The organism is Achromobacter marplatensis, assembly GCF_049060505.1.
In the GTDB taxonomy this organism is placed as follows: domain Bacteria; phylum Pseudomonadota; class Gammaproteobacteria; order Burkholderiales; family Burkholderiaceae_B; genus Achromobacter; species Achromobacter marplatensis_A.
In genome coordinates, this window is sequence record NZ_JBMGRB010000014.1 from 99788 (window position 1) to 123787 (window position 24000).

A 24000-nucleotide genomic window follows, 5' to 3' on the forward strand; every position below is an offset into this window, starting at 1 on the left:
CGCCCTCAACGGTGGACACTGATGAAGATGGTGACGGGGTCGATGAAGTAGAACTTCACGTACCAGCCGCTGGCCAGGATGATGTGGCAATCGATGTTCAGGCCGCCATGCAACGGGCTGCGCGTGTAGCCTGCCCCGTCGCTGCGCCGCAGGACGTCAGCCAGGTCGACAGCGGAAACCTCGCCTGTGGACAGCAGATTCTTCACGTCGACGTGACGGCGGGCTTCGTGTTGATAGGTGCCCTCAAGCAGGGCTGCAACGACCGAGGCCCTGACTGCCTTGAACCCGTGCGGCTGCGCCATCTTCCGCTCCCGAAAAATATTATACGAATATCATCGTATAAATGGAAGCGAGAATCGAGGTCAAGCTGGTAGTCGCCGCAAGGCGCCAGGGAGCGTGGTCGCCCAAAAACAAAAAACCCGCCGAAGCGGGTTTTTTGCAGCAACATTAACGCTTGCTGAACTGCTTGCGACGACGTGCCTTGCGGAAGCCGACCTTCTTACGTTCGACTTCGCGGGCATCGCGGGTCACAAAGCCAGCTTGCGACAGTGCGGGCTTCAGGGTCGCGTCGTAGTCGATCAGGGCACGCGTGATGCCGTGACGGACTGCGCCAGCCTGGCCGGTTTCGCCGCCGCCGTGGACGTTGACTTTGATGTCGAACGATTCCAGGTGGCCGGTCAGTTCCAGCGGTTGGCGCACGATCATGCGACCAGTTTCGCGGGCGAAGAAGTCGTCGACGGGCTTGCCGTTGACAACGATCTTACCCGTGCCCTTCTTGATGAAAACGCGAGCCACCGAAGTTTTGCGACGGCCGGTTCCGTAATTCCAGTTACCGATCATGGCGTTTCCTTAGATATCCAGCGTCTTGGGCTGCTGGGCGGTGTGCGGGTGCTCGGCACCAGCATAGACCTTCAGCTTCTTGATCATGGCGTAGCCCAGAGGACCCTTGGGCAGCATGCCCTTGACGGCCTTCTGAATGGCGCGACCGGGAAAACGCTCTTGCATTTTCTCGAAGTTCGTTTCGCGGATACCGCCCGGGTACGTGGTGTGGCGGAAGTACTTCTTGTCCTTCGCCTTGGTACCGGTAACGACGATATCGGAAGCGTTGATGATGACGATGTAATCGCCCGTATCAACGTGCGGCGTGAATTCAGGTTTGTGCTTGCCACGCAGACGACGTGCGACTTCGCTGGCCACACGACCGAGGACTTTGCCCTTGGCGTCGATCACAAACCAGTCACGTTGGACTTCATGCGGCTTGGCCACAAAGGTCTTCATGATGGTTCCTAAGAATAAAAAGTTCTTGCTGACTAGAACGTCTAGCCAGTGTTCTTTCCCAGACTGGGCAAAACCTGATCCTGATGAAGAGAAACCAATGAGTCACTCACGGATTTCAGTTCGGGGATTTTGCCTTTATCGACGTCCCGCCTAAGCGTTATTACCCGCCCGTGCAATAGTCAAAATGAGGGAAAGCCTGAAATTCTAACACGGCTGCTCAAAATTTGGGCAAGCGAAGAGAATTCAGGTGGCAGCCGGCCGCAAGCGATGTTGCGGCCAGCGCACACGAAAATCCGGGGACAAGTCCCCGGCGCACGGGCGCGGTCAAGCGCCCAGATAGGCTTCCAGCACGCGCGGGTGGCCCAGCAGTTCGCGGCCCGTACCCGTCAGCGCCATGGCGCCGTTTTCCAGCACGTAGCCGTTTTGCGCAATCTTCAACGCCTGGCGCACGTTCTGCTCCACCAGGAACAGGGTCAGGCCGTCGGCGTTGATGGCGCGCAGCGAACGGAAGATCTCCTGCACGACGATCGGCGCCAGGCCCATCGAGGGCTCGTCCAGCAGCAACAGGCGCGGCTTGGCCATCAGGGCCCGGCCGATAGCCAGCATCTGCTGTTCGCCGCCCGACAGGTTGCCGGCGATGCCCGTGATCCGTTCTTTCAGGCGCGGGAACAGGTTGAACACGTATTCCAGGTCGGAATCCACGTTCTTCAGGCCCCGGCGGTAGGCGCCCAGCTCCAGGTTTTCCAGCACCGTCATGGTGGTGAGGATGGCCCGGCCTTCCGGCACCTGCACGATGCCGCGTGCCACGAGCTGGTGCGGGGCCAGGTTGGTGACGTCTTCGCCTTCGAACAGGATGCGGCCGCGTGCCTTGGGCAGCAGGCCCGACAGCGCCAGCAGCGTGGTCGATTTGCCGGCGCCGTTGGCGCCGACCAGGGCGGTGATTTCGTTGGCGTTCAGGTCCAGGTCGATGCCGCGGACGGCTTCGATATGGCCGTAGTTGACCTCGAGTCCGCGGACTTCCAGCATCGCGCTCATCGTGCAGCCTCCGCGCAATGCGCTACGGTATTCGTCTTGGGAGCGGCCCGGCGACTCATCGTGCAGCCTCCGCGCAATGCGCTACGGTATTCGTCTTGGGGATCGGCCCGGCGACTCATCGTGCAGCCTCCGCTTGTTCGGTGTCTTCGTCGTCTTCGCGGCCCAGATAGGCCTCGATGACCTGCTCGTTGTTGCGGATCTCTTCGGGACCGCCGCAAGCGATGATCTTGCCGAAGTTCAGCACCGCGATGCGCTCGCACAAGCCCATGACGAAGCGCATGTCGTGCTCGATCATCAGGATGGTGTAGCCACGGTCGCGGATGGCGAGGATCTCGCGCATGAGTTCGGCGCGTTCGCCGGTATTCATGCCGGCGACCGGCTCGTCCAGCAGCAACAGCTTTGGCTCGGTCGCCAGCGCGCGCGCCAGCTCCAGGCGGCGCTGTTCGCCGTAGGACAGGTTGTCGGCCAGATCGTTTGCCTTGTGATCCAGACGCATCCACGTCAGCAGTTCGTGCGCGCGCTCGCGGGCGCGCTTTTCGTGTTCGCGGTAGCCCGACAGGCCCAGCAACAGACTGGGGAAGCCGTAGTTCATGTGGCGGTAGGCGCCGACCACCACGTTTTCCAGCAGCGTCATCTCTTTAAAGAGACGGATGTTCTGGAACGTGCGGGCGATGCCCATGCGCGTGATGCTGTGCGGCTTTTTGGCCAGGACGCTTTCGCCGTTGAACGTGATCGTGCCGCCGCTGGGCGGCAACAGGCCGGTGATCAGGTTGAACACCGTGGTCTTGCCGGCGCCGTTGGGGCCGATCAGGCCGAAGATCGCGCCTTCGGGCACGGACAGGCTGACGTCATGCAGCACATGCAGGCCGCCAAAGCTCTTGGAGACGGAGGACAGTTCAAGCATGGCGCTTGCCTCCCTGGCCGCCCCGGCCTTGACGCATCCAGCGCTTGAAGCGCGCCGGATCCCAGATGCCTTGCGGCAGGAACAACACAATCACCACCAGAATCACTCCGTTCGCGATCAGGCGCAAATCCGCGAAGCCGCGCAGCAGCTCGGGCAGCACCGTAATGATGAAGCTGCCCAGCACCGGACCGGCCAGGCCGCCGATGCCGCCCAGGATGGCCATGGTCAAGATTTCAACGCCACGGTCGAACCCATATTCGTTGGGGCCGATGAAGAAGGTCAGATGCGCGTTCAGGGCGCCGGCCAGGCCGGCGATCATCGCGCCGGCCACGAAGGCCAGCATCTTGTTGGCGCGCACGTCGATGCCCATCAGGCCCGCGGCCGTTTCGTCGCCACGAATGGCGTCGAACGAGCGGCCGATCTTGGACGCGCGGACGCGCCACAGCACGAACAGGACAATAACGACCGCCACCACCACGTGCCACCACTGCGTGAGCTGCGGGATGCCGTTCAGGCCCAGCGCGCCGCCGGTCAGGGACTCGGTGTTCAGGATGGTCACGCGGACGACTTCACCGAAGCCCAGCGTGGCCATGGCCAGATAGACCCCTGACAAGCGCAAGGTCGGCAAGCCGATCAGCGCCGCGACCAGGGCTGGCGCCGCCATGCCCCCGGCCAGGGCGACGGTGAACGGCGCGTCGTAGTTCATGGTGAGCAGCGCGGCGGTGTACGCCCCGATGCCCATGAAAGCGGCGTTGGCCATGGCCAACATGCCGCAGGCCAGGGTCAGCCAGATAGAGAGGGCCAGCAAGGCGTTGGTGCCCAACGTAAGCACCAGGTTGCCGTAGATGGCCCAGAAGTTTTCGAATCCGCTCATTCTTTAAGCCTTGCGTTGAACCACTTTGCCGAACAGACCTTGCGGGCGCACCAGCAGGATCAGGAACAGCAGGCCGAAAGCCACCGCATCGCGCATGGTGGAGCCGACATACGCAACCGACAGCACCTCGGCGAAACCCAGGAAAAGCCCGCCCAGCATGGCGCCGCGGATGTCGCCCATGCCGCCCAGGATGATGACCGCGATGCCCTTGTGCAGCATCGGCTGGCCCATCAGCGGGAATAGCGCGTTGGAATACAGCCCGATCAGCACGCCGGCCACGCCGCCCAAGGCGGCTGCGGCGAACGAGGTGGTGACGAACAGTTTTTCGACGTTGATGCCGAGCAGCCAGGCGGCCTTGGGCGATTCGGCGATGGCGCGCAGCGCCCGGCCGAACTGCGTGCGGCGCATGACGTACATCAGCACGGCCATCAGCGCGAACGACAGGAAGATGATGCCGAGTTCGATGACGGTCAGGTGCAGGCCGGCGACTTCGATGACTTCTTCGGGCACGGTGCCGTGCGGGAAGCGCAGGTTGCTGGCGCCGAAAATGCTTTGGGCGCCGTTGTTCAGGATGATGCCCACGCCAATCGTGGCGATCATGGGGATCAAGTGCGGCGCGTTGCGCTTGCGCAGCGGCTTGAGCACCAGGTAGTCGATGATGACCCCGGTGAAGCCGGCCACGAAGAACGCGACCATCAGCGCACCCCACAGGGGCAGGCCGAATTGCTGGACCACGAACAGTGCCGCGTAGGCGCCAACCATGAAGACGGCGCCGTGCGCCAGGTTGATCACCCCGAGCACGCCGAAGATCAGCGTGAAGCCCAGCGCGAACAGTGCATACACACAGCCCAGCGACAAGGCATTGACGAATTGTTGTTCGAACATGATGGGACTTTCCAGATCTATGAGGGCCTCCACGCGCCCGCTGCGTGGTCTAGCTCTCCCGAGGGAGGCCATTTTTGTCTTGGGACGGCCCTACGATAAAAAGCGCCTTGCGGACAGCGGGGCCGTCCGCAAGGCGCATCCCCCCGCGCGGGGATGCGTACTGCTTACTTCTCGATGACGTACTTGCCGTCCTTGGTCACGCTGACGATCGGCGCCTGGTCGGCGTCGTAGCCGGCGGGTTTGCCGGCACGGTCGTTGGCTTGACGGAACTTGAACGCGCCGGTGGCGCCGGTCCAGGTCACGGAAGGCAGGGCGTCGCGCAGGGCAGCGCGGTCCTTGGGCAGTTCGCCGGTCAGCTTGGTGTTCTTCAGCGCCTGGGCCACGATGTACATGGCGTCATACGACTGGGCGGCGAACTGGTCGGGCGAACCGTTGAACTTGGCCTTGTAAGCGCCAATGAACTTGACGTTCTCGGGGGCCTTGTTCTCGATCGACCACGGGCTGCCGATCCACAGATTGTTCGATGCGCCGCCGGGGGCCAGGTCGAAAATCTTGACGGAGTTCATGCCGTTGCCGCCGATGACCGGCACGTTCAGGCCCAGTTGGCGGGCCTGCACCATGATCGGGGCGCCTTCGGCCAGCAGTGCGGACAGCACGATGGCGTCGGGGTTGGTGCCCTTGATCTTGGTCAGTTGGGCCTTGAAGTCCACGTCGCCCTTGGCGAACGTTTCGGTCGTGGTGACCGGAATCTTCTGGTCTTCCAGGGCCTTCTTGAAGTTGTCGTAGCCGCTCTTGGTGAAGACGTCGTCGTTGCCGTAGAGCACCGCTACGTTCTTCAGGCCGGTCTTGGCCTTGACGGTGGAGATGGTGGCCGGCAGCACGTCGGCTTCGGTGACCGAGTTGCGGAACACATAGTTGCCGATGGAGGTGATGCCGTCGGCGGTGTTGGACGTGCCGAAGGCGACCGTCTTGGCGGCTTGGGCGATCGGGTCGGCGGCTTGGGCCGAGTTCGACAGCGTCGGGCCGAAGACCATCAGGACGTTGTCCTTGAAGATCAGTTTCTTGAAGACGTTGATGGCTTCTTCTTTCTTGCCTTGTTCGTCCTCGACCACCAGCACGAGCTTGTTGCCGTTGATACCGCCCGCAGCGTTGATTTCATCAGCGGCAAGCTGGAAACCATTGCGGATCGATACGCCGTACTGCGCGGCGCCGCCGGACAGGGCTTCCGCCACACCCAGCTTGATGTCAGCCGCGTTCGCAGCCGGGACGATACCGGCGGCGATCAGCGCGGCCAGCAGCTTCTTGGTCTTGGATTGCATGGTTGATACCACCTTAAAGTCTGTCTCGGAATATTGGTAATCCGGGCTGGTGTAATCCCGCCGGATTGACGTTTTATGCCGCCTAAAGGCGTCATGATTGCGCGTCAAGACCCGGGATATTACTCCTTTGTATCAGGCCGAAACTCGAATGTGGTTCGAGAAAAGCCGGAAAACCGACCATTTTTTTGTAAAAAACGCGGTATTACTAGCAAAAACCCTACGCTTCGCCGAATGCTGTTCAGCCTGCGGCGAACCTCCCTGCTACCTGCCCGACAGCGCCACGCCCAGGTACTGGCCGTAAGCGCTTTCGGTCAAGCGGAACCACGGCATCTCGCTGTCGCGAAAGCCCATGTAACTGTCGTGTATGGCCTTGAACTTCGGGTCTTTGGCAGCCAAATCCTTGTAGGCCTGCTGCGTGGTCTCGAAGGCCACGTCCAGGATGGCGCGGGGAAACGCGCGCACTTGCGCGCCACTTGCCGTCAATTGCGCCAGCGCGGCGGGATTGCGGGCGTCGTAGCGGGCGGTCAAGGAGACATGCGCGGCCAGCGCGGCGGCCTGCACAACCGCCTGGTAATGCTTGGGCAGCTTGTTCCAGGCCTCGTCGTTGATATAGAGCGACAACTGTTCGCCCGCCGCCCACCAGCCGGGTGCGTAGTAATACTTAGCTACTTTATTCAGACCCAGCTTGTCGTCGTCATAGGCGCCCGCGCCAGCCACGGCTTGCAGACCCTCTTTTTCGAAGGCCTCGGCCATCGGCTTGGCCGGGTCGGCTGGCTGCGGCGACACGCCCATGCGGCCAAGCACATCGGCGGCCAGCCCGCCCACGCGCATCTTCAGGTCTTTCAGGTCGGCCAGCCGCTTGATTTCGCGGGTATACCAGCCGCCCATCTGCGCCCCCGTGTTGCCCAGCGGGAAGTTGATGATCTTTTCTGGCTTGAAGAGTTCGCGGGTCAGGCGCAAGCCCTCGCCTTCGCTCATCCAGGCGTTCATCTGGCGCGCGTTCAACCCGAAGGGCACGGCGGCGTCAAAGCAGAAGGCGGGATTTTTGGCGAAGAATAGGCGCGACGAGCCATGGCCGCATTCCACCTTGTTGGTGGAGACGGCTTCCAGCAAATCGGATGCCGGCGCGATCTCGCCTTCGGGATAGTGGCGGATGTTGAACTTGCCGCCCGTGGCTTCCGAGACGATCTTGCAGAAATGTTCGCCGGCGCCGATGCGCAGGTCGAGGGCGGCAGGGAAAGCAGACGACAGGCGCCAGCTCAGGGACGGCATATCCTGCGCGAACGCGGGCGCGCTGACGGCGGCTCCGGTGGCGACGGCGCCGAGTCCGGCGTGCTTCAAGAATGAACGTCGTTGCATCTCTCTTTGCTCCTTACAGCAACACCTGGGACTTCGAGCAATACCCGCCGGATATTACACGCTGGCGGGGCTTGGAATCGCTAGAGGAATTCCCGAGCCGGTAAGGGAATGCAAAGACGGGGAAATGCGAAGAAGCGCGGCAGCGAGGGCCGCCGCGCGTGGGGCGGGATCAGGTGCCCGCGATGGCCATTTGCTCGATCAGGATCGAGCCCGTGGTCTTGGTGCCGCGCGAAATGGTGTCCGCGCCCACGGCCACGATCTGCTGGAACATGTCGGCCAGGTTGCCGGCGATGGTGATTTCCTGGACGGCATGCTGGATCTTGCCGTTTTCGACCCAATAGCCGAACGCGCCGCGGGAATAATCGCCCGTGACGTAGTTGACGCCCTGGCCGATCAGTTCGGTGACCAGGAAGCCCGTGCCCAGCTTCTTCAGCATGGCTTCGAAGTTGTCGCCGCGCTGGGTCAGCGTGGAGCTGAACACCAGGTTGTGCGAGCCGCCAGCGTTGCCGGTGGTGGCCATGCCCAGCTTGCGGGCCGTGTAGGAAGACAGGAAATAGCCTTCCAGCACGCCGGCCGACACCACGTTGCGGTGCCGCGTGCGCACGCCTTCGTCGTCGAAGGGCGAACTACCCATGCCGCCCGGGATGTGCGGGTCTTCGGTCAGGTTGATGTGCTTGGGGAAGATCGGCTTGCCCAGCGAATCCACCAGGAAGCTGGCCTTGCGATAGAGCGCGCCGCCGTTGACGGCTTGGGTCAACGCGCCGACCAGCCCCAGCGCCAGCGGCGCTTCGAACAGGACGGGAAACTTGCCGGTGCGGATGCGGCGGGCCGACAGGCGGCTTAGCGTGCGCTCGGCGGCATAGCGGCCGATGGCCTCGGGTGACGCCAGCTTGGCCGGATCGCGCTCGGAGGTGTACCAGTAATCGCGCTGCATGCCGTTGCCGCGGCCAGCGATGGGCGCCACGGACAGGCTGTGGCGCGAATACGGGTAGCCGCCCATGAAGCCCCGGGTATTGCCCATCACGAACTGGCCTTCGTAGGTGCTCACGCTGGCGCCATCGGTATTGGTAATGCGCGGGTCGACATCGCGCGCGGCGCGTTCGGCGCGCAATGCGAGTTCGGCCGCCTCTTCGGTGGTCACGCTCCAGGCGCGATGCAGGTCCAGGTCGGGGAATTCGGTGGCCAACTGATCGGCGTCGGGCAGGCCGGCGGCCGGATCGGCGGCGGTGTGGCGAGCGATGTGCCAGGCGGCTTCGACCGTCTGGCGCAGGGCCGCTTCGGAAAAATCAGAGGTCGAGGCGGATCCGCGGCTCTGGCCCGCGTAGACCGTCAGGTCCAGCGAACGGTCGCGCGTCTGCTCAACGGTTTCGATGTCGTTCTTTCGGACCGAGACCGACAGGCCCAGGCTTTCCGAGACTTCCGCCGCGGCGTCCGAGGCGCCGATCTGGCGCGCGTAGGCGAGGGTTTGTTCGACGAGTTCGGAAAAACGCGCGTGATTCGCCGCCAGCGGCAAGGATGAGGAGGATTTAACCATTGCTGTCCAATTTGCAGAGACGGTTATCATAGCCAAGTCTGTCAACGCGCAGTTTTCCATGAATTCCCATACTGAAGAAGAATCCGTCGACGACGGTTACGATGAAAACGGCTACGACCGTCCCAGCAAGTCCCAGGTCAAGCGTGAAATGCACGCCTTGCTGGACCTGGGCAAACAGCTGATCGAACTGTCCCCCGAACGCCTCAAGCAACTGCCGCTGGCCGAACGCCTCTATGAGGCGATCCGCATGGCGCAACGCACGACCGGCCGCGAAGGCCGCCGTCGGCAGGTCCATTTCGTGGGCAAGCTGATGCGCGACGCCCCCGCCGACGAGATCCGTGCCCAGCTCGATGTCTGGGAAAACGGCTCGCGCGAAGAAACCGCCGCGATGCACCGGCTGGAAACGCTGCGCGACCGCCTGCTGGACGACGACGATCTGCTGACCAAGCTGCTGGCGAACAACCCTCAAGCCGATGCGCAGCAATTGCGCACGCTGATCCGCGCCGCACGCAAGGAAAAACTGGGCAACGCCGCGCTGCTGCAAGGCCAGGAGCCGCAGAAAAAGCACTATCGCGCGCTGTTCCAGGCGCTGAAAACCCTGACGCTCTGACCCCTCTTCCCTGATTTTTCCCGCCGGCCGTCCATGAACGCATCTACCGACCTGCTCGATTGCATCGAGATCGAAACCGCCCCCCAACCCACGCACGCCGTGATCTGGCTGCACGGCCTGGGGGCCGACGGCAATGACTTCGCGCCCATCGTCCCGGAACTGGACCTGCCCAAGGGCCTGGGGGTGCGCTTCGTATTCCCGAACGCGCCGGTGCAGCGCGTAACGATCAACAACGGCATGGCGATGCGCTCGTGGTACGACATCCTGGTGATGGATCTGGTGCGCGTGGAAGATTCCAAGGGCATCCGGGCCTCTGAAGCTGCCGTCCACAAGCTGATCGCGCGTGAAAACGCCCGGGGCATCCCCACGTCGAACATCGTGCTGGCCGGGTTTTCGCAGGGCAGCGCGATGACGCTGCACACGGGCCTGCGCCTGCCTGAAAAGCTGGCAGGCATGATGGCGCTGTCGGGATATCTGCCTTTGGTGGACACCGCCGAGGCCGAACGCAATAGCGCCAACAACGCCACCCCGATCTTCATGGCCCACGGCCAGTACGATCCGGTCGTGTCGCTGGCGCGCGCCGAAGCGTCGCTGGCGGAACTGAAACGGCTGGGCTACGACGTGCGCTGGCACACCTACCCGATGCCGCATTCGGTCTGCGCCGAGGAAGTCCGCGATATTTCGGCGTTCTTGAATGGTGTGTGGGGTTGATCCGGGGTTGATGATGGGTTGCGCGCGTTGGGCGTCAGCGCCCTCTCGCGGCTGATCTCGCGCTTCACCCATCCTACAAATCAACGCTGCCCGCCACACGTAGGATGGGTGGAGCGCGAGAATCCTTAAGCAAGAACCCGGTTATTCACCGCGCGAAACCCATCATTTCGCCACAGCCACAGCCACAGCCACAGTCGCGCTCGCGCTCGCCCCGACCATCAAAACCGTCTCTTGTATACCAAGTGGTATTCCAGCCCTGAATTTTCGGGGCGACGCTGGCGCTCGTCCATAGAGAAAAACGCCAATCCCAAAATGCTTGTCGCCCATTTGTATTGAATATAGTATTCGATCCATGTCTTACGGCCCGGGCAGTGATCGTTCGGGCTTCCCTGTTGTTGTCGATTCCATCCCATTGGCCGCGTTGCGCCGGGTTTTGGCGCGCCATACAAGACGCAGGAGAAAGTCCCGTGAAATCCTTGCCATTGCCCCGCCTGGCGGGCGCGGCGCTGCTTGCGCTGCTTGCCCCGCTGGCCGCCCACGCCGAAGCCCTGAATCCCCCCGTGAAAGTCCGCTACGAAGAGGTGGTGCGTTCCATCCTCTACGTGCCCAAGTACGTGGCCCTGTCGCAGGGCTACTTCAAGGATGCCGGGCTGGATGTGTCCATGAAGACATCCCAAGGCACGGACAAAGGCATGACCGCCCTGCTGTCGGGCAGCGCGGACATCGTGCTGATCGGACCCGAGGCGTCCATCTATGTGCAGAACAGCGAATCGCCGGTCAAGCCGAAGATCTTCGCCGGGTTGACGGCCACCGACGGCTTTTTCCTGTTGGCCCGCAAGCCCGTCGACAAGTTCGACTGGTCGATGCTAAAGGGCAAGGACATCATCGGCTTTCGTCCGGGATCCAATCCCATCGTTTTCCTGGAAACCGCGTTGCGCAAGCACGGCCTGGACCCGCAAAAGGACGTGAAACTGCTGAATAACATCGGCATCCCGGCGCGCGCCGGGGCATGGATGGCCGGGCAAGGCGAATACGGCATTTTCCTGGAGCCCGAAGCCGGCGAACTGGTGCGCAATGGCAAGGGTTATATCGTGGCCTCGGTCGGCCATGAAGTGGGCCAGGTGGACTACACCGTCTTCACCGCCACCGACAAATACATCCGCGACAACCCCAAAGTCATCCAGGCCTGGACCGACGTGGTTGCGCGTGCCGAAAAGTATGTGAAGGACACGCCCGCCGCCACCCTGGCCCCACAGATCATGACTTTTTTTCCCGGCATGGACACGGGCGCGGTCACCGAGGCGATCGACCGCTACAAGCAATACCAGATATGGAAAACCTCGCCGCTGGTCACGGCCGAGGCCATGTCGAAGCTGCAAGACATGCTGATCGCCAGCGCCGTCATGAAGGACACCGCCCGCGTCAAATACGAAGACGTGGTGGTGGCCGACTTTGCCAAAAAGGCGCCGTGATGGGAGCCGCCGTCCACAACCTGAAGCCGGCCGCTGCCACGGCGAAGATCGAGCTGCGCGACGTCTGCCTGTCGTACTTCACGGCCGAAGGCGAAACCGAAGCGCTGTCGAACGTGTCGTTCACACTGGCGCCGGGCGAATTCGTCAGCTTGATCGGGCAAAGCGGATGCGGCAAGAGCACCCTGCTGTCGCTGATCGCCGGGCTGATCCCACCCACCTCGGGCGCCGTGATGATCGATGGCCAAGGCGTGACCAAGCCCAATCCGCGCATCGGCTACATGCTGCAACAAGACTACTTGTTTGAATGGCGCACCATCCTGGACAACGTGATGCTGGGCGCCGAGATCCAGGGCAGGCGCGATGCGCGCAGCGAGGCGCGCGCCGTGCATCTGCTGGAAAAGTGCGGGCTGGGCGCGTTCCTGTCGCACACGCCGCGGCAGTTGTCGGGGGGCATGCGGCAGCGCGCCGCGCTGGCCCGCACGCTGGTGACCGAGCCGGACGTGATCCTGCTGGACGAGCCGTTTTCGGCGTTGGATTCGCAGACGCGGCTGGCGATCTCGGACGAGGTCGTGGATATCCTGCGGCGTGAGGGCAAAACCGTGGTGCTGGTCACGCACGACATCGGCGAAGCCATCGCAATGACGGACCGCGTGATTGTGCTGTCGCGCCGGCCCGGCCGGTTGAAAAGCCAATACCGCATCCACTACGGCGACGGCGCGCGGCCCACGCCTTTTCAGGCGCGCTCGCGGCCGGAATTCAATACTTACTTCAAACAGCTCTGGGACGAGCTGGACGTCCACGTGGAGGGTTGACCCATGAATGCGCCCATCGCCAATACCGTGCCCTTGCGCGTCGTGCCCGCGCCCAGCCCGAAGTACCTGGACTACCTGCGCCGCGACCGCGCCCGCAAACGCAACATCCGCGTGACGCAGGCGCTGCTGCTGGTGGTGTTTCTGTGCGCGTGGGAAATCCTGCCGCGCATGCACGTACTGAACCCGCTGCTGACCAGCTACCCCAGCGCGCTGTGGCCCACTTTCATCGAACTGTGGAACAACGGCCACCTGGGCAAGCACATCATGACCACCCTGTCGGCCACACTGGTCGGCTTCACCCTGAGCATGGCGATCGGCATCGTGGTGGCCGCCGCGCTGTGGTGGTCGGACTTCCTGTACAAGGTGCTGGACCCGTTCCTGGTGGTGGCCAACGCCATGCCCAAGATCGCCTTCGTGCCGATTTTCTACCTGTGGCTGGGGTCGGACTACGCCGTGTACGGCATGGCCGTCGCGATTGCGGTGTTCGTCACCATCATGGTGGTCTATGCGGGCTTTCGCGGCATCGACCTGAACAAGGTCAAGCTGGCCCACACGTTCGGCGCCAGCCGCTGGCAGGTGCTGACCAAGGTGGTGCTGCCCGGCAGCGTGCCGACGCTGATCGCCGCCGTGAAGATGAACATCGGCCTGGCGTTGGTAGGCGTTATCGTGGGCGAATTCCAGTCGGCGGATTCCGGCCTGGGCTTTCTCATCATGAACGGCAGCCAGGTGTTCAAGCTGAACATCGTCATGACCGCCATCGCGATGCTGGCGCTGATTTCCAGCGTGATGTATCTGATCATCTACCGCGTCGAAGCCGCCGTGGCGCGGCGCTACGGATAAGGAACGACCATGGAATTCCCGCAATGGGTACAGGATCGCGTCGTGGCCCGGCAGGGCTGCCTGCATCCCTATGACGAACTGCCCGCCGCCCGCACGGCGGTGATCGTCGTGGACATGCAGCAGTACTTCACGCTGCCCGGCTACCAGGGCGAATGCGCGCCGGCACGCGAGATCATCGCGCCGGTGAACCGCCTGTGCGACGCCGTGCGCGCGGCGGGCGGCACGGTCGTCTGGGTGCAGACGGCCTCGGACAACGCCGATGCCTTCTGGTCGCATCACCATGGCGTGATGCTGACGCCCGAGCGCAGCGCCCGCCGGCTTGAAACGTTGCGCCGTGATTCCCCGGGCTTCCAGCTGCATCCGGACCTGCATGCCCACGAATCGGACCTGCGCGTGGTCAAGCGTTTCTACAGCGCGATGGCGCCCGGCTCGTCCGAACTGGAACCCCTGCTTCGCGGATTGGGCGTGGACACGCTGCTGATCGCCGGCACCGTCACCAACGTGTGCTGCGAATCCACGGCGCGTGACGCCATGATGCGGGACTTCCGCACGATCATGGTGGACGACGCGCTGGCCGCCGTCACGCCCGCCGAGCACGAGCATGCGCTGCATGGCTGGATGCTGTTCTTTGGGGATGTGCTGTCGGTGGATGAGGTGGCGGCGCGGCTGACGCCCCGCCAGGCAGCCCGGAAGACCGCCTGACGGCAGGCCGCCTGACCGCGCGCGGAATCAGGACGAGGGACCGAACCCCATCGAGCCTCCGCCGTATCAGCCCAGGCCCAGCCAGACCCGGCGCATCGTCGGGTCTTCGGGGTCCGCGTCGTTGGTGAAGCCCAGGCTGGTCATCAGCGCCAGCATGGGCCGGTTCGTCGACAGCACCAGGCCGTCGATGTATTCCAGCCCCTGCTCGCGCGCGGCATCGATCAGCGCCGTCATCAGTTGGCGGCCCAGGCCGCGCCGCTGCCAGTCGTCGCCGATGACCAGCGCGTATTCCGCCCCCCGCCCGTCAGGGTTGCGCAGGTAGTGCGCGAACCCCACGATGACTTCGCGCGGATGGCCGCGGTTGGCCGGATTGGGCACTTGCGTCGCCGCCACCAGCGCCAATTCGCGGTGGTAGTCCACCTGGGTGTACCGCGACACCATGCGCGGGGTCAGTTCGCGCATCATCGACACGAAACGCATGTACCGCGAACGTTCCGACAAGCCGCGGATGAATTCCTGCAGGGCTTCGCCATCTTCCGGGCGGATCGGGCGCAGCACCCAGGGGATTCCGTCGCTGAACCGGCGCACTTGCACCAGACGCGTCGGGTACGGGTGGATCGCCATGTGCGGATAGCCCGAGGTCTGCGGCGTTTCGCAGCCCGGGGTTTCGGTCAACATCAGGCGCAGGCCACCCGCGCGCAGATGCGTTTCGCCAGCGTAGAGGGGGTCGATATCCAGCGTTTCGATGTCGGGTAGCTCGGACACCATTTCAGACACCAGCACCACCGCTTGCTGCAAGGATTCGGCGGCGATATGGCCGATGCGCGGCGCCAGCACGCGGCGCCACAGCCGGCTGCGTTCGATCAGCTGGCGCGCCAGGAAGCCGTTGAGCGGCGGCAGGTCCATGCCGCGATCGGACGCGGACAGCATCGCGTCGGGGCCGCCTGCGCCAAAGCGGATGACCGGACCGAACTGCGGATCGCGCCGCACGCGAATCGCCATGGGCCGGGATTCGGGTTCGGCCGCGGCCACGTCCACGGGCATGTCGCGCAGCGGCACGTAGAACAGCCCAAGCAAAGTCCGGATTTCGGACGTGTTCAGTTCGCGGCGGCAGTCGGCGCGCACCCGCGCGATGACGTCGCGCGCGGCGGCCAGGTCGGGCACGTGACTGGGGGGCTCTTGCGGCTGGGTCTGCAGCAGCAACTGCTGGTTGTAGTGGTGCGAGGCCAGCACGCCGAAGGCGTCGGCGGCGGATTCCGGGGTACGGAAGGCCGATGTGCCCGCGTCGTCGAGCATGCGCCGAAGCGGCCGCATGCCAGCGTCGCCCATGAAGCAGCTGACGACCGGTTTTTTTGCCTTGGGCGCGATCAGCGCCAGCTCGCGCGCGACGGCGGGCATGTCGGCCAGCGCGTCGGGGGCCAGCAGCACCAGCACGCCGTCCACGCCGGTATCGTCCAGCACCGCTTCCAGGATGGCGCGGATGCGCTCGGGCGTCATCGGCATATAGGTGATGACGGGGTTGGCGCTGATGGCGTCCGGCTCCAGCATGGCTTCCAGCGCACGGCGCGTGGCGGGCGCCAGCTCGGCGCGCAGCACGGCGGCGTCGGGGCCGATCAGGTCCATGGCCAGCTGCGGGGGGCCGTTGCCGTTGGAGATGAGCGCCACGCGCCGGCCCTTGGGACGCCGGGTGTAGCCCAGCACCTTCACGGCCGAGAACAGCTGCACGAAGTAGCGCACCCGCACCGCGCCGGCGCGGCGCAAGGCGGCGTCGAAGATGGCGTCGGCACTGTCGGCGTCGGAGCGGCCGGCTTTCAGCACGATGACCGGCTTGACGCTGGCGGCCGCGCGCAGCGTGCTCATGAATTCACGGGCCGGCCCCACGTCTTCCAGATACAGCACGATGCTGTCGGTGCGCGGATCGCTGGCCAGGTAGTCCAGTACTTTCGACAGCCCCACGACCGCCTCGTCGCCCAGCGACACGGCGGTGGAAAAGCCGATATGCACGTCTTCGGCCCAATCCATGACCGCGGCCATGATCGAGCGCGACTGCGCCAGCAGCGCCACGCGGCCGGCGCGCGCCAGCACCGGGTGCTGGCTGAAGTTCAGGCCGGCATGGGGACGCTGGGCGCCGAACGAGCGCGGCCCCAGCAGTTCGCAACGGTTTTCTTCGGCCCAGGCCCGGCAAAGGGCCAGCGTGCCGCGCGGATACGGGTCAGGCAATTCGTGGGGCAGCAGGATCACCGAGCGCGGCGCCAGGGGCGACAGGCGCCGCAATGTCTCGGGCAGTACCGCCGGCGACACGCAAACCAGGGCCAGATCAGGCCGTTCGCCCGGCGCCAGCCCTTGCAGGGCGGCCGGCAGCTGGGGCGCGGCCCCGGGTTCGCAGGCCACCACGGTCGTTTTCGCCTTGAGCGCGGGCGACAGGGAACCCGCCGCCGGCAGGGGCCGGTCGGCAACGATCACCAGCGAACTGGGTTCGAACATCGGGGCAAGCGCGTGTCGCAGCATAGGGGGCAGGCCCTAATCTAAAATACCGTTCATCGTAACAAGACAATCCCGTCGTCCGCTTGATGTGGACCCTGCCTGACGCCGCTTTGTGGCGCCGCAGCCGCTATCATTGCCACCTATGACCTCCCACGCCTCCTCCCCCATTCGTACCCGTTTCGCGCCTTCGCCCACGGGCTTCCTGCACTTGGGCGGCGCGCGCACCGCGCTGTTCTCCTGGGCCTTCGCGCGCCATCACCAAGGCACGTTCGTGCTGCGCATCGAAGACACGGACGTCGAACGCTCCACGCCGGAAGCGGTGCAGGCCATTCTGGACAGCATGGAATGGCTGGGCATGCAGCCCGATGAAGGCCCGTTCTACCAAATGCAGCGCATGGACCGCTACCGCGAAGTGGTGGCGCAGATGCTGGCCGCCGGCACCGCTTACCACTGCTATAGCTCGCCTGAAGAAGTGGAAGCCATGCGCGAGGCCGCCCGCGCCCGCGGCGACAAACCGCGCTACGACGGCACCTGGCGCCCCGAGCCCGGCAAGACGCTGCCGGCCATCCCCGACGGCCGCAAGCCCGTCGTGCGCTTCAAGAACCCCCAGGAAGGCGCCACCTCCTGGAATGACATGGTCAAGGGCACCATCAGCTTCGACAACACCGAACTGGACGATCTGATCATCGCGCGCCCGGACGGCACGCCCACATACAACTTCTGCGTCGTGGTCGATGACTGGGACATGGGCATCACCCACGTGCTGCGCGGCGACGATCACGTCAACAACACCCCGCGCCAGATCAACATCCTGCGCGCGCTGGGCGCGACGCTGCCGGAATACGGCCACGTGCCGATGATCCTGGGCCCGGACGGCGAAAAGCTGTCCAAGCGCCACGGCGCGGTCAACGTCATGGAATACGACAACGACGGCTACTTGCCCGAGGCCATGATCAATTATCTGGCGCGCCTGGGCTGGAGCCACGGCGACGACGAACTCTTCTCCCGCGAGCAGCTGGTGTCCTGGTTCGACACCAAGCACCTGTCGAAGTCGGCATCGCAATGGGATCCGAAGAAGCTGAACTGGGTCAACGCCCACTACATCAAGCAGATGGACAACGCGGAACTGGCCGAACGCGTGGCCCCGCGCGTGGCGAACCGGGGCGGTTATCCAGAGAAAATCGACCTGCCGGGCGTCATGGGCCTGCTGAAGGACCGCGCTGAAACGCTGGAGCAACTGGCCGATGGCGCCATGCTGTTCTGCGCCGAATTCAAGCCCGCCGCGGCCGAACTCGTGGAACAGCACCTGACCGCGTCGGCGCGCGAAGCGCTGGCCGACTTCGCCCAGCGCGCGCAGGACACCGAATGGACGCGCGAGGCCCTGTCCGCCCTGATCAAGGCCGTGCTGGCCGACCGTGGCCTGAAGATGCCGCAACTGGCTATCCCGCTGCGCGTGGCCGTGACCGGCCAGACGCAAACGCCCGCCGTCGACGCCGTGCTGGCCCTGCTGGGCAAGCAAACAGTGCTGGCCCGCCTGGCCGCGATCTGACGCGGAGGGGAGGGTTGGCCGGGGGCTGGCATGGCGTTATCCCGCAGGATGGGTGGAGCGCGCGCGTCTTTGCGCAAGAAGAACGTTCTCGAACGCGCGCAACCCATCAAACGACCGTCATTTCATAGCGGAATCGAAGAGGCCCCTCAGCCGGGGCCTACATCAACCCCATCCCCTCGGCGCCCTCAACCGCCGGCCTGAATCGCCGCCCGCGCCTTCAGCGCTCGCGCGAAGAATGCGCCCAAGAGCGGCAGCAGCACCGCGGATCCGCCGAACAGCGCGGCCGCGCCGATCTCGTCCACCACCGCGCCCGCCAGGGCCACGCCCGCTGCCTGCCCCATGAACAGGCAGGACGCGAACCAGGCCACGGCGGTGCCGCGCGCGGATGGCACCATCTGCGTCGCATTGGTCTGCAGCGTGGCGTGCAGCAGGTAATAGCCAAAGCCAGCCAATACGCTGGCAAGCAGGCTCCACATCCAGACGGGGCCCAACAGGTAAGACAGGAAGGCGACGCTTAGCACCAGGCCGCCGGCGACCGCCAGGCCGCGTTCGCCCAGGCGCTTGAGGATGCGGCCGGCCACCACCGTATAGATCAGCCCGCCGACGGCGTACACCGCCACCAGCGCGCCCGCCGCGGTCAACGAAATATCGAAGCGTTCGTGCAGATACGACGGCGCGAATGCCAGCGCCCCGAACACCAACAGACCTTCCGCGAAAACCGTCGCCAGCACGATGCGGGCCCACCGCGTGCCCAGCACCAGCCGCGCCTGCGCCACGAACCCCTGCTTGACCGCCCCCGCATCCACCCGGCCGAAGCCGGACACCTGCTGGCGCCGCACTTCCAGATGCAGCAGCACGCCCACGGCCAGATAGCCAACAACCAGGGCGGCAAAAGCCCAGCGCCAACCAATGGTGTCGGCGAACAGGCCGCCGGCCAATTGCCCGGCGGACATGCCCAGGATGGTGCCGGTTAAAAAGCGCGCCAGCGTCGCCTGGCGGCGTTCATACGGCACGTTGTCGCCGATCCAGGCCATGGACAGCGGCACGATCCCCGCCCCCGCCGCGCCCGACAGCGCGCGGCAAAGGACCAGCACATCCAGGGATTCGGCCATGACGGCGCCGGCGCTGCCCAGCGCGCACGCCACGGTCGCCACGCTGACGACGCGGTACTTGCCGTAGCGGTCGCCCACCGGGCCGAAGAACATCTGCAGCACGCCATAGGCCACCGCGAACGCCGTCACGGCGCGCGCGGCCTGGCCGGTGGTGGTGCCGAATTCCGCCGCCAGTTGCGGCAGCATGGGATCACAGATGCGGAAGGCGCTGGCGCTGACGAAAGCGGCCAGGGCAAGCAGCGCGATGGCGCGCGCTTCGGAGGACATGGCGGGCATGGAGGGCGGACGGCAAGGCGAAAGTCGAAGCCCGCACCTTACCGCAGCCCGGCCGTCTTGGCGAAGCCGCCGGGCGGAGTGTCCGCCCGGCGCAACGATCACGGCGCAACGGTCAATAAGGCAGGCGATAGCCCGCGGGCATGCGGCGCGCCGTGACGACCTGGCCGCCGTTCTTCAGTTCACGCAGCGTCAGTTTGGCCTTCTCGACCTTTTCAACGCGGTAGCGGTTCAGGTAGATCGGATCGTTGGCGTCCACCAGCTCACCGGCGGATTTCGTGGTCCGCATCGTGTAGACGCCATCGGCCACCGTCCAGCACCCGGTCTCGCGCAGTGCGGGCCGCGCCTTGCGGCCGATCTTCAGCAGGGTTTCGTAGGCCATCGTGCCATCGGCGGACAACACGATCAGCGATTGCAGATCGCCGCTGACGTCGCGCGGCTTGCTGTTCGACAACCACGTGCCGATCATCGGATCGCCGCTACGGGCGGGTACGCAAGCCGCCGGTTTGGGCGGCTCCGCGGGCTGGGCCTCGGTGATGACGGCGGGCTTCCTGGCCACGCAACCGGCCAGGACCAGAACGGCGCAGGCGATGCCGGCCGAACGCAAATACACACTGCTCATGTCTTCCTCAACACGTCTGTCGACGCGTCGCGCCGATCACACCGGCACGCCCTTCGCGCAGCAAACATCACGCACTCTAAAGAGCCGACAGGGAAGAATCAACGACGATCCGCGCGGAGTGCAATTGCGCAACAGTCGAGCATTGAAAGGCCGGGTTTTAACCTCGGAAACTGCACGAATGCGTTGGTTTCAAGCGACACTGCGGCCGCCCCGCACCGCCTTCGCCCGCAGCATTTCTTCCATGCGCGCAGCCGCCGGAGACAAGCTGCGCCCGGCCAGCCGGGTGATGCCCAGTTCGCGCTCGATGCGCGGCCGGGACAGCGGCACGAACGCCAACCCGGGCGAGTCCGGCGGCACGCCCAGCCGTGCCAGCACCGTCACGCCCACGCCGCGTTCCAACATGGCCAGCAGCGACATCATGTTGGACACGAACACCTGGCGGTCCATCATGAAAGCCGCCTGCGGATAGCCGGCAAGCTGGCGGTGCGCCACGGTGCCCACCAGCGGCAAGCCGGCGATCTCGCGCCACGTCACCGATTTGCGCCCCGCCAGCGGATGGCCGCGATGGCAGACCAGGCCGAAGGCGTCGCGCAGCAGCGGTTCGAACGACAGGCGGCGGTCTTGCAGCACCGGACTGCACACGCCCAGCTCGACCTCGCCCGCCAACACCATGCGCTCGACGCCTTCTGAGTTGTCGTCGAACAGGCGCAGCGCCACCGCCGGGTAGTGTTCGCGGTAGGACGCCACCAGTTCCGGCAGCCAGTGCGTGGCGACCGTCGCGACGGACGCCATCGTCAGCGTGCCGGCGCCGTTGCTGGCCAGCCCGGACAGCGCGCCCGCCACGCGGTCGTGATGCTCGACCAGTTCGCGCGCCAGGGGCAGGCAATCTTGTCCAAAGCGCGTCAGCGTATTGCGGTTGCCGCGTTCGAACAGCGGCTGGCCCAGGCGCTGCTCCATTTCGCGGATGGACAAGGACAGCGCCGGCTGGGAGCGGAAGGCCCGGGCGGCGGCCGCGCGGAAACTGCGCAGCTCCGCCACCAGAAGGAAGTGCCGGTAATGCGCGATAGACAGGTCAGGCAGGGAAGGCATCGGAAAGCTCGATTTGGAATACTTATCGAATCATAGGAAAAATAAAGTTTTCTGATCATAGGGTCGCACTTAAGATGGCCGCAAGATGAACGCTGCCGCCCCCTCTCCCGCTTGCGCCCCCGTCACCACGGACCCGCTGGATTTCAGCCTTGCCGACCGTCTGCCCGCCCGCCGCGCGGGCCAGGGCCGCCTGATTGCCGGCGCGCCGCCGCAAGACGGCAGGCCCGGCCTGCTGTTCGTGCCGGGCGCCTATCACGGCGCCTGGTGCTTTGCGCATTACCTGGACTGCTTTGCCGCCGCCGGCCTGGCCTGCGCCGCGGTGGACGTGCGCGGCCATGGCGCGCTGCCGCAGGACGCGGCGTTCCCGTCCACCACGATCGCCGATCTGGGCCAGGACGTGATTGACGCGCTGGACGCGCTGGAAGGCCCCACGGTGGTGGTCGGCCACAGCATGGGCGCGTTGCCCGCCTTGCTGGCCGCCCGTCAGCGGCCGGTGGCGGGCGTGGTGCTGATGGCGCCTTCCCCGCCTGGCGATTTGCCCGGCGCGCTGGCGCTGCCCCCGGTGCCCGACGCCACGCCTCGCGCCGCACCCGCCCCCGCCGAAATCCGCGCGCGTTTCCTGGCGACCTTGCCCGACCGCGATGTGGCCGCCGTCACGCAACGCCTGTGCGCCGAAAGCCCGCAAGTGCTGAACGACCGCTACCTGCTGCGCGTGGCGATCGGCGCCGGCGCCTTCGACGCGCCCGGCCTGTGCCTGGAGGCCGGGCTGGACACCCATGACCGCCATCCGCCCGGACAGGACCAGGCGATCGCGCAACGCTACGGCTTTTCCCACGCCAAGCTGGCCGGACAACCGCACTGCATGATGTATGCGGACCAATGGCAAGTCAGCGCTGCCGCCATCCTGGCATGGCACCGCGACCGGTTCGGCTGAATCCCTATCCCCCGCAGCAGCAACAAAACAACGACACACGACCGCGCAAGCACGCGGCAAGCGCAATCAGGAGACAAGCATGTCCATTCCCCGTTTTCTTCGCCCGGCGCTGATCGGCGCCGGCCTCGTGCTGGCCGCCTCGGCGCAGGCTGCAGGCTGGCCCGAAAAGCCCGTCACCATCATCGTGCCTTCCGCCCCGGGAGGCGCCGCCGACCTCACCGCCCGCACCTTCGCCCAATACCTGGGCGAACAGACCGGGCAGACGGTCGTTGTCGAAGACCGTCCCGGCGCCGGCGGCATCGTGGGCACCAACGCGTCCAAGAACGCGGCAGCGGACGGCTACACCTTCCTCTTGTCCACGAACTCGACACACGCCGCCAACCAGTTCCTGTACAAGAGCCTGCCCTACGACGCGCAAAAGGACTTCCGGCAAGTCGGCCTGCTGGGCACCTTCGGCACGGTGGGCGTCGTGGCCCCCGGCAGCCCCTACCGCACGGTGCCCGAACTGGTGGACTACGCCAAGAAGCATCCCGGCGAAGTCTTCTTCGGCTACTACAGCTCGTCCTCGCAAGTGCCGTCTGAACTGTTCAAGCAGCGCGCGGACATCAACATCACCGGCGCGGCCTACAAGAACATTACGCAGATCATCACCGACCTGCGCGGCAAGCAGATCAGCTTCGCGTTCGTGGACTACCTGACCGCGATGGGGCAGATCGACGGCAAGGGACTGATCCCCATCGCCGTCACCGGCGCCCAGCCGCACGCCGCCTGGCCCAGCGTGCCGACCATGGCAACCTACTATCCGGACTTCGTCGTCGCCGGCTGGCTTGGCCTGTCGGCGCCCGCGAACACGCCGCCCGACATCGTGGCGAAGATGAACGCCTACATGCAGGCAGCGGTCAAGGACGAGGCCACGGCGAAGAAGCTGCGCGCGTTGGGCCTGACGCCGGAATCGATGGACGTCGCGCGCTTTGAAGCCTTCGTGAAGGAAGACACGGCGCGCTGGAAGGAATGGATCCGCATTTCGGGCATCCAACCCCAATAAACCGCGCGGATGGCGGATTTCCCGCTACAGACCATTGCGCCCTCTATATATAGAGGGCGCAATGCGCATCACAGCGGCAGGCGCAGTTCGTGCTTGATCTCGCGCAGCGCCACGATCGTGCGCGTCTGGCGGATACCCGGCATGTTGAACAGGAACCGATGCAGGAAACGATCGTAGGCCTCGGGGCTTTCCACCAGGATCTTCAACAGGAAATCCGAATCGCCGGTGACCGCATAGCACTCCAGGATTTCGGGCGCATCGCGCACGGAACGCTCGAAATTCTCGACCGTGCTGGCGGAATGCCGCTCCAGGCTGATCTGCGCGAACATGCAGCCCAGCCCCACCTTGCTGCGGTCCACCTGCGCGCTATAACCCTGGATCACCCCGCTGGCTTCCATCGCCTTCACCCGCCGCCACACCGGCGCGGCCGACAGCCCCACCTTCTCCGACAATTGCTGCGCCGAAGCCCGGCCGTCCTCCTGTAAGGCCTTGAGGATGCCGATATCGGTCTTGTCCATCGCTTTGTCTCCTGGTTTTTGTCGAACACGAAATGTTCA

24 protein-coding genes are annotated in these 24000 nt (G+C 65.0%); 9 read left to right on the forward strand and 15 right to left on the reverse strand.

Features of this window, described 5'->3' with window-relative positions; genetic code table 11:
- Window positions 1-5: 5 nt before the first annotated feature.
- The 10 genes from ACI0FO_RS27395 to pmbA all read right to left on the reverse strand — a co-directional run bounded on the left by ACI0FO_RS27395 (window position 6) and on the right by pmbA (window position 9188).
- On the reverse strand, window positions 6-302 hold the full coding sequence (locus tag ACI0FO_RS27395) for a hypothetical protein (protein WP_416031753.1): 297 nt from the start codon (window positions 300-302) through the stop codon (window positions 6-8).
- Window positions 303-447: 145 nt separating this feature from the next.
- A complete protein-coding gene (rpsI, locus tag ACI0FO_RS27400) occupies window positions 448-840 on the reverse strand; it encodes a 30S ribosomal protein S9 (RefSeq protein WP_006217310.1) in 393 nt (130 codons plus the stop codon).
- A 9-nt stretch (window positions 841-849) separates the two neighbouring features.
- Window positions 850-1278: a 50S ribosomal protein L13 gene (gene rplM, locus ACI0FO_RS27405; protein ID WP_006217309.1), complete on the reverse strand. Its 429-nt coding sequence runs from the start codon at window positions 1276-1278 to the stop codon at window positions 850-852.
- A 324-nt stretch (window positions 1279-1602) separates the two neighbouring features.
- Window positions 1603-2313: an ABC transporter ATP-binding protein gene (locus ACI0FO_RS27410; RefSeq protein ID WP_169271843.1), complete on the reverse strand. Its 711-nt coding sequence runs from the start codon at window positions 2311-2313 to the stop codon at window positions 1603-1605.
- Between the two features lie 115 nt (window positions 2314-2428).
- Window positions 2429-3217 carry an ABC transporter ATP-binding protein gene (locus ACI0FO_RS27415; protein WP_416031754.1) on the reverse strand — a complete coding sequence of 263 codons (789 nt, stop codon included), beginning with the start codon at window positions 3215-3217 and terminating at the stop codon, window positions 2429-2431.
- Entirely contained in the window at window positions 3210-4091 is an 882-nt protein-coding gene (locus ACI0FO_RS27420) for a branched-chain amino acid ABC transporter permease (protein WP_416031755.1), read from the reverse strand. The genes ACI0FO_RS27415 and ACI0FO_RS27420 overlap by 8 nt, the downstream gene beginning before the upstream one ends.
- Window positions 4092-4094: 3 nt before the next feature.
- Complete coding sequence (locus tag ACI0FO_RS27425; RefSeq protein ID WP_105559311.1) at window positions 4095-4976, reverse strand: branched-chain amino acid ABC transporter permease; 882 nt, start codon at window positions 4974-4976, stop codon at window positions 4095-4097.
- Between the two features lie 164 nt (window positions 4977-5140).
- Window positions 5141-6295 carry an ABC transporter substrate-binding protein gene (locus ACI0FO_RS27430; protein WP_105559312.1) on the reverse strand — a complete coding sequence of 385 codons (1155 nt, stop codon included), beginning with the start codon at window positions 6293-6295 and terminating at the stop codon, window positions 5141-5143.
- A gap of 261 nt (window positions 6296-6556) precedes the next feature.
- Window positions 6557-7654 carry a TRAP transporter substrate-binding protein gene (locus tag ACI0FO_RS27435; protein WP_416031756.1) on the reverse strand — a complete coding sequence of 366 codons (1098 nt, stop codon included), beginning with the start codon at window positions 7652-7654 and terminating at the stop codon, window positions 6557-6559.
- A 169-nt stretch (window positions 7655-7823) separates the two neighbouring features.
- Window positions 7824-9188 carry a metalloprotease PmbA gene (pmbA, locus tag ACI0FO_RS27440; RefSeq protein WP_416031757.1) on the reverse strand — a complete coding sequence of 455 codons (1365 nt, stop codon included), beginning with the start codon at window positions 9186-9188 and terminating at the stop codon, window positions 7824-7826.
- A gap of 58 nt (window positions 9189-9246) precedes the next feature.
- On the opposite strand from pmbA, the gene yjgA reads away from it, so the two are divergent.
- The 6 genes from yjgA (at window position 9247) to ACI0FO_RS27470 (ending at window position 14335) form a co-directional block, all read left to right on the forward strand.
- Window positions 9247-9798: a ribosome biogenesis factor YjgA gene (gene yjgA / locus ACI0FO_RS27445; protein ID WP_169271850.1), complete on the forward strand. Its 552-nt coding sequence runs from the start codon at window positions 9247-9249 to the stop codon at window positions 9796-9798.
- Window positions 9799-9831: 33 nt separating this feature from the next.
- On the forward strand, window positions 9832-10509 hold the full coding sequence (locus ACI0FO_RS27450) for an alpha/beta hydrolase (RefSeq protein WP_416031758.1): 678 nt from the start codon (window positions 9832-9834) through the stop codon (window positions 10507-10509).
- 467 nt (window positions 10510-10976) lie between these two features.
- Window positions 10977-11981 (forward strand): ABC transporter substrate-binding protein, encoded by a 1005-nt coding sequence (locus tag ACI0FO_RS27455; protein ID WP_105559317.1) that lies wholly within the window; start codon window positions 10977-10979, stop codon window positions 11979-11981.
- Window positions 11981-12793 (forward strand): ABC transporter ATP-binding protein, encoded by an 813-nt coding sequence (locus ACI0FO_RS27460; protein WP_416031759.1) that lies wholly within the window; start codon window positions 11981-11983, stop codon window positions 12791-12793. The genes ACI0FO_RS27455 and ACI0FO_RS27460 overlap by 1 nt, the downstream gene beginning before the upstream one ends.
- A gap of 3 nt (window positions 12794-12796) precedes the next feature.
- A complete protein-coding gene (locus tag ACI0FO_RS27465; RefSeq protein WP_416031760.1) occupies window positions 12797-13633 on the forward strand; it encodes an ABC transporter permease in 837 nt (278 codons plus the stop codon).
- A 9-nt stretch (window positions 13634-13642) separates the two neighbouring features.
- Entirely contained in the window at window positions 13643-14335 is a 693-nt protein-coding gene (locus ACI0FO_RS27470) for a cysteine hydrolase family protein (RefSeq protein WP_416031761.1), read from the forward strand.
- 66 nt (window positions 14336-14401) lie between these two features.
- Here ACI0FO_RS27470 and ACI0FO_RS27475 read toward each other — a convergent pair whose 3' ends face one another.
- Window positions 14402-16843, reverse strand: coding sequence for a GNAT family N-acetyltransferase (locus tag ACI0FO_RS27475; protein ID WP_416031762.1), 2442 nt, complete (start codon window positions 16841-16843; stop codon window positions 14402-14404).
- A 118-nt stretch (window positions 16844-16961) separates the two neighbouring features.
- On the opposite strand from ACI0FO_RS27475, the gene gltX reads away from it, so the two are divergent.
- Window positions 16962-18368 (forward strand): glutamate--tRNA ligase, encoded by a 1407-nt coding sequence (gene gltX, locus ACI0FO_RS27480; protein ID WP_416031763.1) that lies wholly within the window; start codon window positions 16962-16964, stop codon window positions 18366-18368.
- A 185-nt stretch (window positions 18369-18553) separates the two neighbouring features.
- On the opposite strand, the gene ACI0FO_RS27485 is transcribed toward gltX, so the two are convergent.
- From ACI0FO_RS27485 to ACI0FO_RS27495, 3 genes are all read right to left on the reverse strand, one after another.
- Window positions 18554-19756, reverse strand: a complete 1203-nt coding sequence (locus ACI0FO_RS27485) for an MFS transporter (RefSeq protein ID WP_416031764.1) — start codon at window positions 19754-19756, stop codon at window positions 18554-18556.
- Between the two features lie 112 nt (window positions 19757-19868).
- Window positions 19869-20375 (reverse strand): hypothetical protein, encoded by a 507-nt coding sequence (locus ACI0FO_RS27490; protein WP_416031765.1) that lies wholly within the window; start codon window positions 20373-20375, stop codon window positions 19869-19871.
- 189 nt (window positions 20376-20564) lie between these two features.
- Entirely contained in the window at window positions 20565-21464 is a 900-nt protein-coding gene (locus ACI0FO_RS27495; RefSeq protein WP_416031766.1) for a LysR family transcriptional regulator, read from the reverse strand.
- A gap of 85 nt (window positions 21465-21549) precedes the next feature.
- On the opposite strand from ACI0FO_RS27495, the gene ACI0FO_RS27500 reads away from it, so the two are divergent.
- Together ACI0FO_RS27500 and ACI0FO_RS27505 are read left to right on the forward strand one after the other, a co-directional pair.
- Window positions 21550-22398: an alpha/beta fold hydrolase gene (locus tag ACI0FO_RS27500; protein WP_416031767.1), complete on the forward strand. Its 849-nt coding sequence runs from the start codon at window positions 21550-21552 to the stop codon at window positions 22396-22398.
- A 79-nt stretch (window positions 22399-22477) separates the two neighbouring features.
- Window positions 22478-23443: a Bug family tripartite tricarboxylate transporter substrate binding protein gene (locus tag ACI0FO_RS27505; RefSeq protein ID WP_416031768.1), complete on the forward strand. Its 966-nt coding sequence runs from the start codon at window positions 22478-22480 to the stop codon at window positions 23441-23443.
- Window positions 23444-23511: 68 nt separating this feature from the next.
- Here the strand turns inward: ACI0FO_RS27505 and ACI0FO_RS27510 are convergent, their stop codons facing one another.
- The gene (locus ACI0FO_RS27510) at window positions 23512-23961 is read right to left on the reverse strand and encodes an Lrp/AsnC family transcriptional regulator (RefSeq protein ID WP_416031769.1); all 450 of its coding nucleotides are present in this window, start codon (window positions 23959-23961) and stop codon (window positions 23512-23514) included.
- Between the last annotated feature and the right edge of the window lie 39 nt (window positions 23962-24000).

What these genes read in the sequence shown, in the direction of transcription:
- ACI0FO_RS27395 (WP_416031753.1), bottom strand. Translation starts at nt 302, where the DNA reads ATGGCGCAGCCGCACGGGTTCAAGGCAGTCAGGGCCTCGGTCGTTGCA.
- rpsI (WP_006217310.1), bottom strand. Translation starts at nt 840, where the DNA reads ATGATCGGTAACTGGAATTACGGAACCGGCCGTCGCAAAACTTCGGTG.
- rplM (WP_006217309.1), bottom strand. Translation starts at nt 1,278, where the DNA reads ATGAAGACCTTTGTGGCCAAGCCGCATGAAGTCCAACGTGACTGGTTT.
- ACI0FO_RS27410 (WP_169271843.1), bottom strand. Translation starts at nt 2,313, where the DNA reads ATGAGCGCGATGCTGGAAGTCCGCGGACTCGAGGTCAACTACGGCCAT.
- ACI0FO_RS27415 (WP_416031754.1), bottom strand. Translation starts at nt 3,217, where the DNA reads ATGCTTGAACTGTCCTCCGTCTCCAAGAGCTTTGGCGGCCTGCATGTG.
- ACI0FO_RS27420 (WP_416031755.1), bottom strand. Translation starts at nt 4,091, where the DNA reads ATGAGCGGATTCGAAAACTTCTGGGCCATCTACGGCAACCTGGTGCTT.
- ACI0FO_RS27425 (WP_105559311.1), bottom strand. Translation starts at nt 4,976, where the DNA reads ATGTTCGAACAACAATTCGTCAATGCCTTGTCGCTGGGCTGTGTGTAT.
- ACI0FO_RS27430 (WP_105559312.1), bottom strand. Translation starts at nt 6,295, where the DNA reads ATGCAATCCAAGACCAAGAAGCTGCTGGCCGCGCTGATCGCCGCCGGT.
- ACI0FO_RS27435 (WP_416031756.1), bottom strand. Translation starts at nt 7,654, where the DNA reads ATGCAACGACGTTCATTCTTGAAGCACGCCGGACTCGGCGCCGTCGCC.
- pmbA (WP_416031757.1), bottom strand. Translation starts at nt 9,188, where the DNA reads ATGGTTAAATCCTCCTCATCCTTGCCGCTGGCGGCGAATCACGCGCGT.
- yjgA (WP_169271850.1), top strand. Translation starts at nt 9,247, where the DNA reads ATGAATTCCCATACTGAAGAAGAATCCGTCGACGACGGTTACGATGAA.
- ACI0FO_RS27450 (WP_416031758.1), top strand. Translation starts at nt 9,832, where the DNA reads ATGAACGCATCTACCGACCTGCTCGATTGCATCGAGATCGAAACCGCC.
- ACI0FO_RS27460 (WP_416031759.1), top strand. Translation starts at nt 11,981, where the DNA reads ATGGGAGCCGCCGTCCACAACCTGAAGCCGGCCGCTGCCACGGCGAAG.
- ACI0FO_RS27465 (WP_416031760.1), top strand. Translation starts at nt 12,797, where the DNA reads ATGAATGCGCCCATCGCCAATACCGTGCCCTTGCGCGTCGTGCCCGCG.
- ACI0FO_RS27470 (WP_416031761.1), top strand. Translation starts at nt 13,643, where the DNA reads ATGGAATTCCCGCAATGGGTACAGGATCGCGTCGTGGCCCGGCAGGGC.
- ACI0FO_RS27475 (WP_416031762.1), bottom strand. Translation starts at nt 16,843, where the DNA reads ATGCTGCGACACGCGCTTGCCCCGATGTTCGAACCCAGTTCGCTGGTG.
- gltX (WP_416031763.1), top strand. Translation starts at nt 16,962, where the DNA reads ATGACCTCCCACGCCTCCTCCCCCATTCGTACCCGTTTCGCGCCTTCG.
- ACI0FO_RS27485 (WP_416031764.1), bottom strand. Translation starts at nt 19,756, where the DNA reads ATGCCCGCCATGTCCTCCGAAGCGCGCGCCATCGCGCTGCTTGCCCTG.
- ACI0FO_RS27490 (WP_416031765.1), bottom strand. Translation starts at nt 20,375, where the DNA reads ATGAGCAGTGTGTATTTGCGTTCGGCCGGCATCGCCTGCGCCGTTCTG.
- ACI0FO_RS27495 (WP_416031766.1), bottom strand. Translation starts at nt 21,464, where the DNA reads ATGCCTTCCCTGCCTGACCTGTCTATCGCGCATTACCGGCACTTCCTT.
- ACI0FO_RS27500 (WP_416031767.1), top strand. Translation starts at nt 21,550, where the DNA reads ATGAACGCTGCCGCCCCCTCTCCCGCTTGCGCCCCCGTCACCACGGAC.
- ACI0FO_RS27505 (WP_416031768.1), top strand. Translation starts at nt 22,478, where the DNA reads ATGTCCATTCCCCGTTTTCTTCGCCCGGCGCTGATCGGCGCCGGCCTC.
- ACI0FO_RS27510 (WP_416031769.1), bottom strand. Translation starts at nt 23,961, where the DNA reads ATGGACAAGACCGATATCGGCATCCTCAAGGCCTTACAGGAGGACGGC.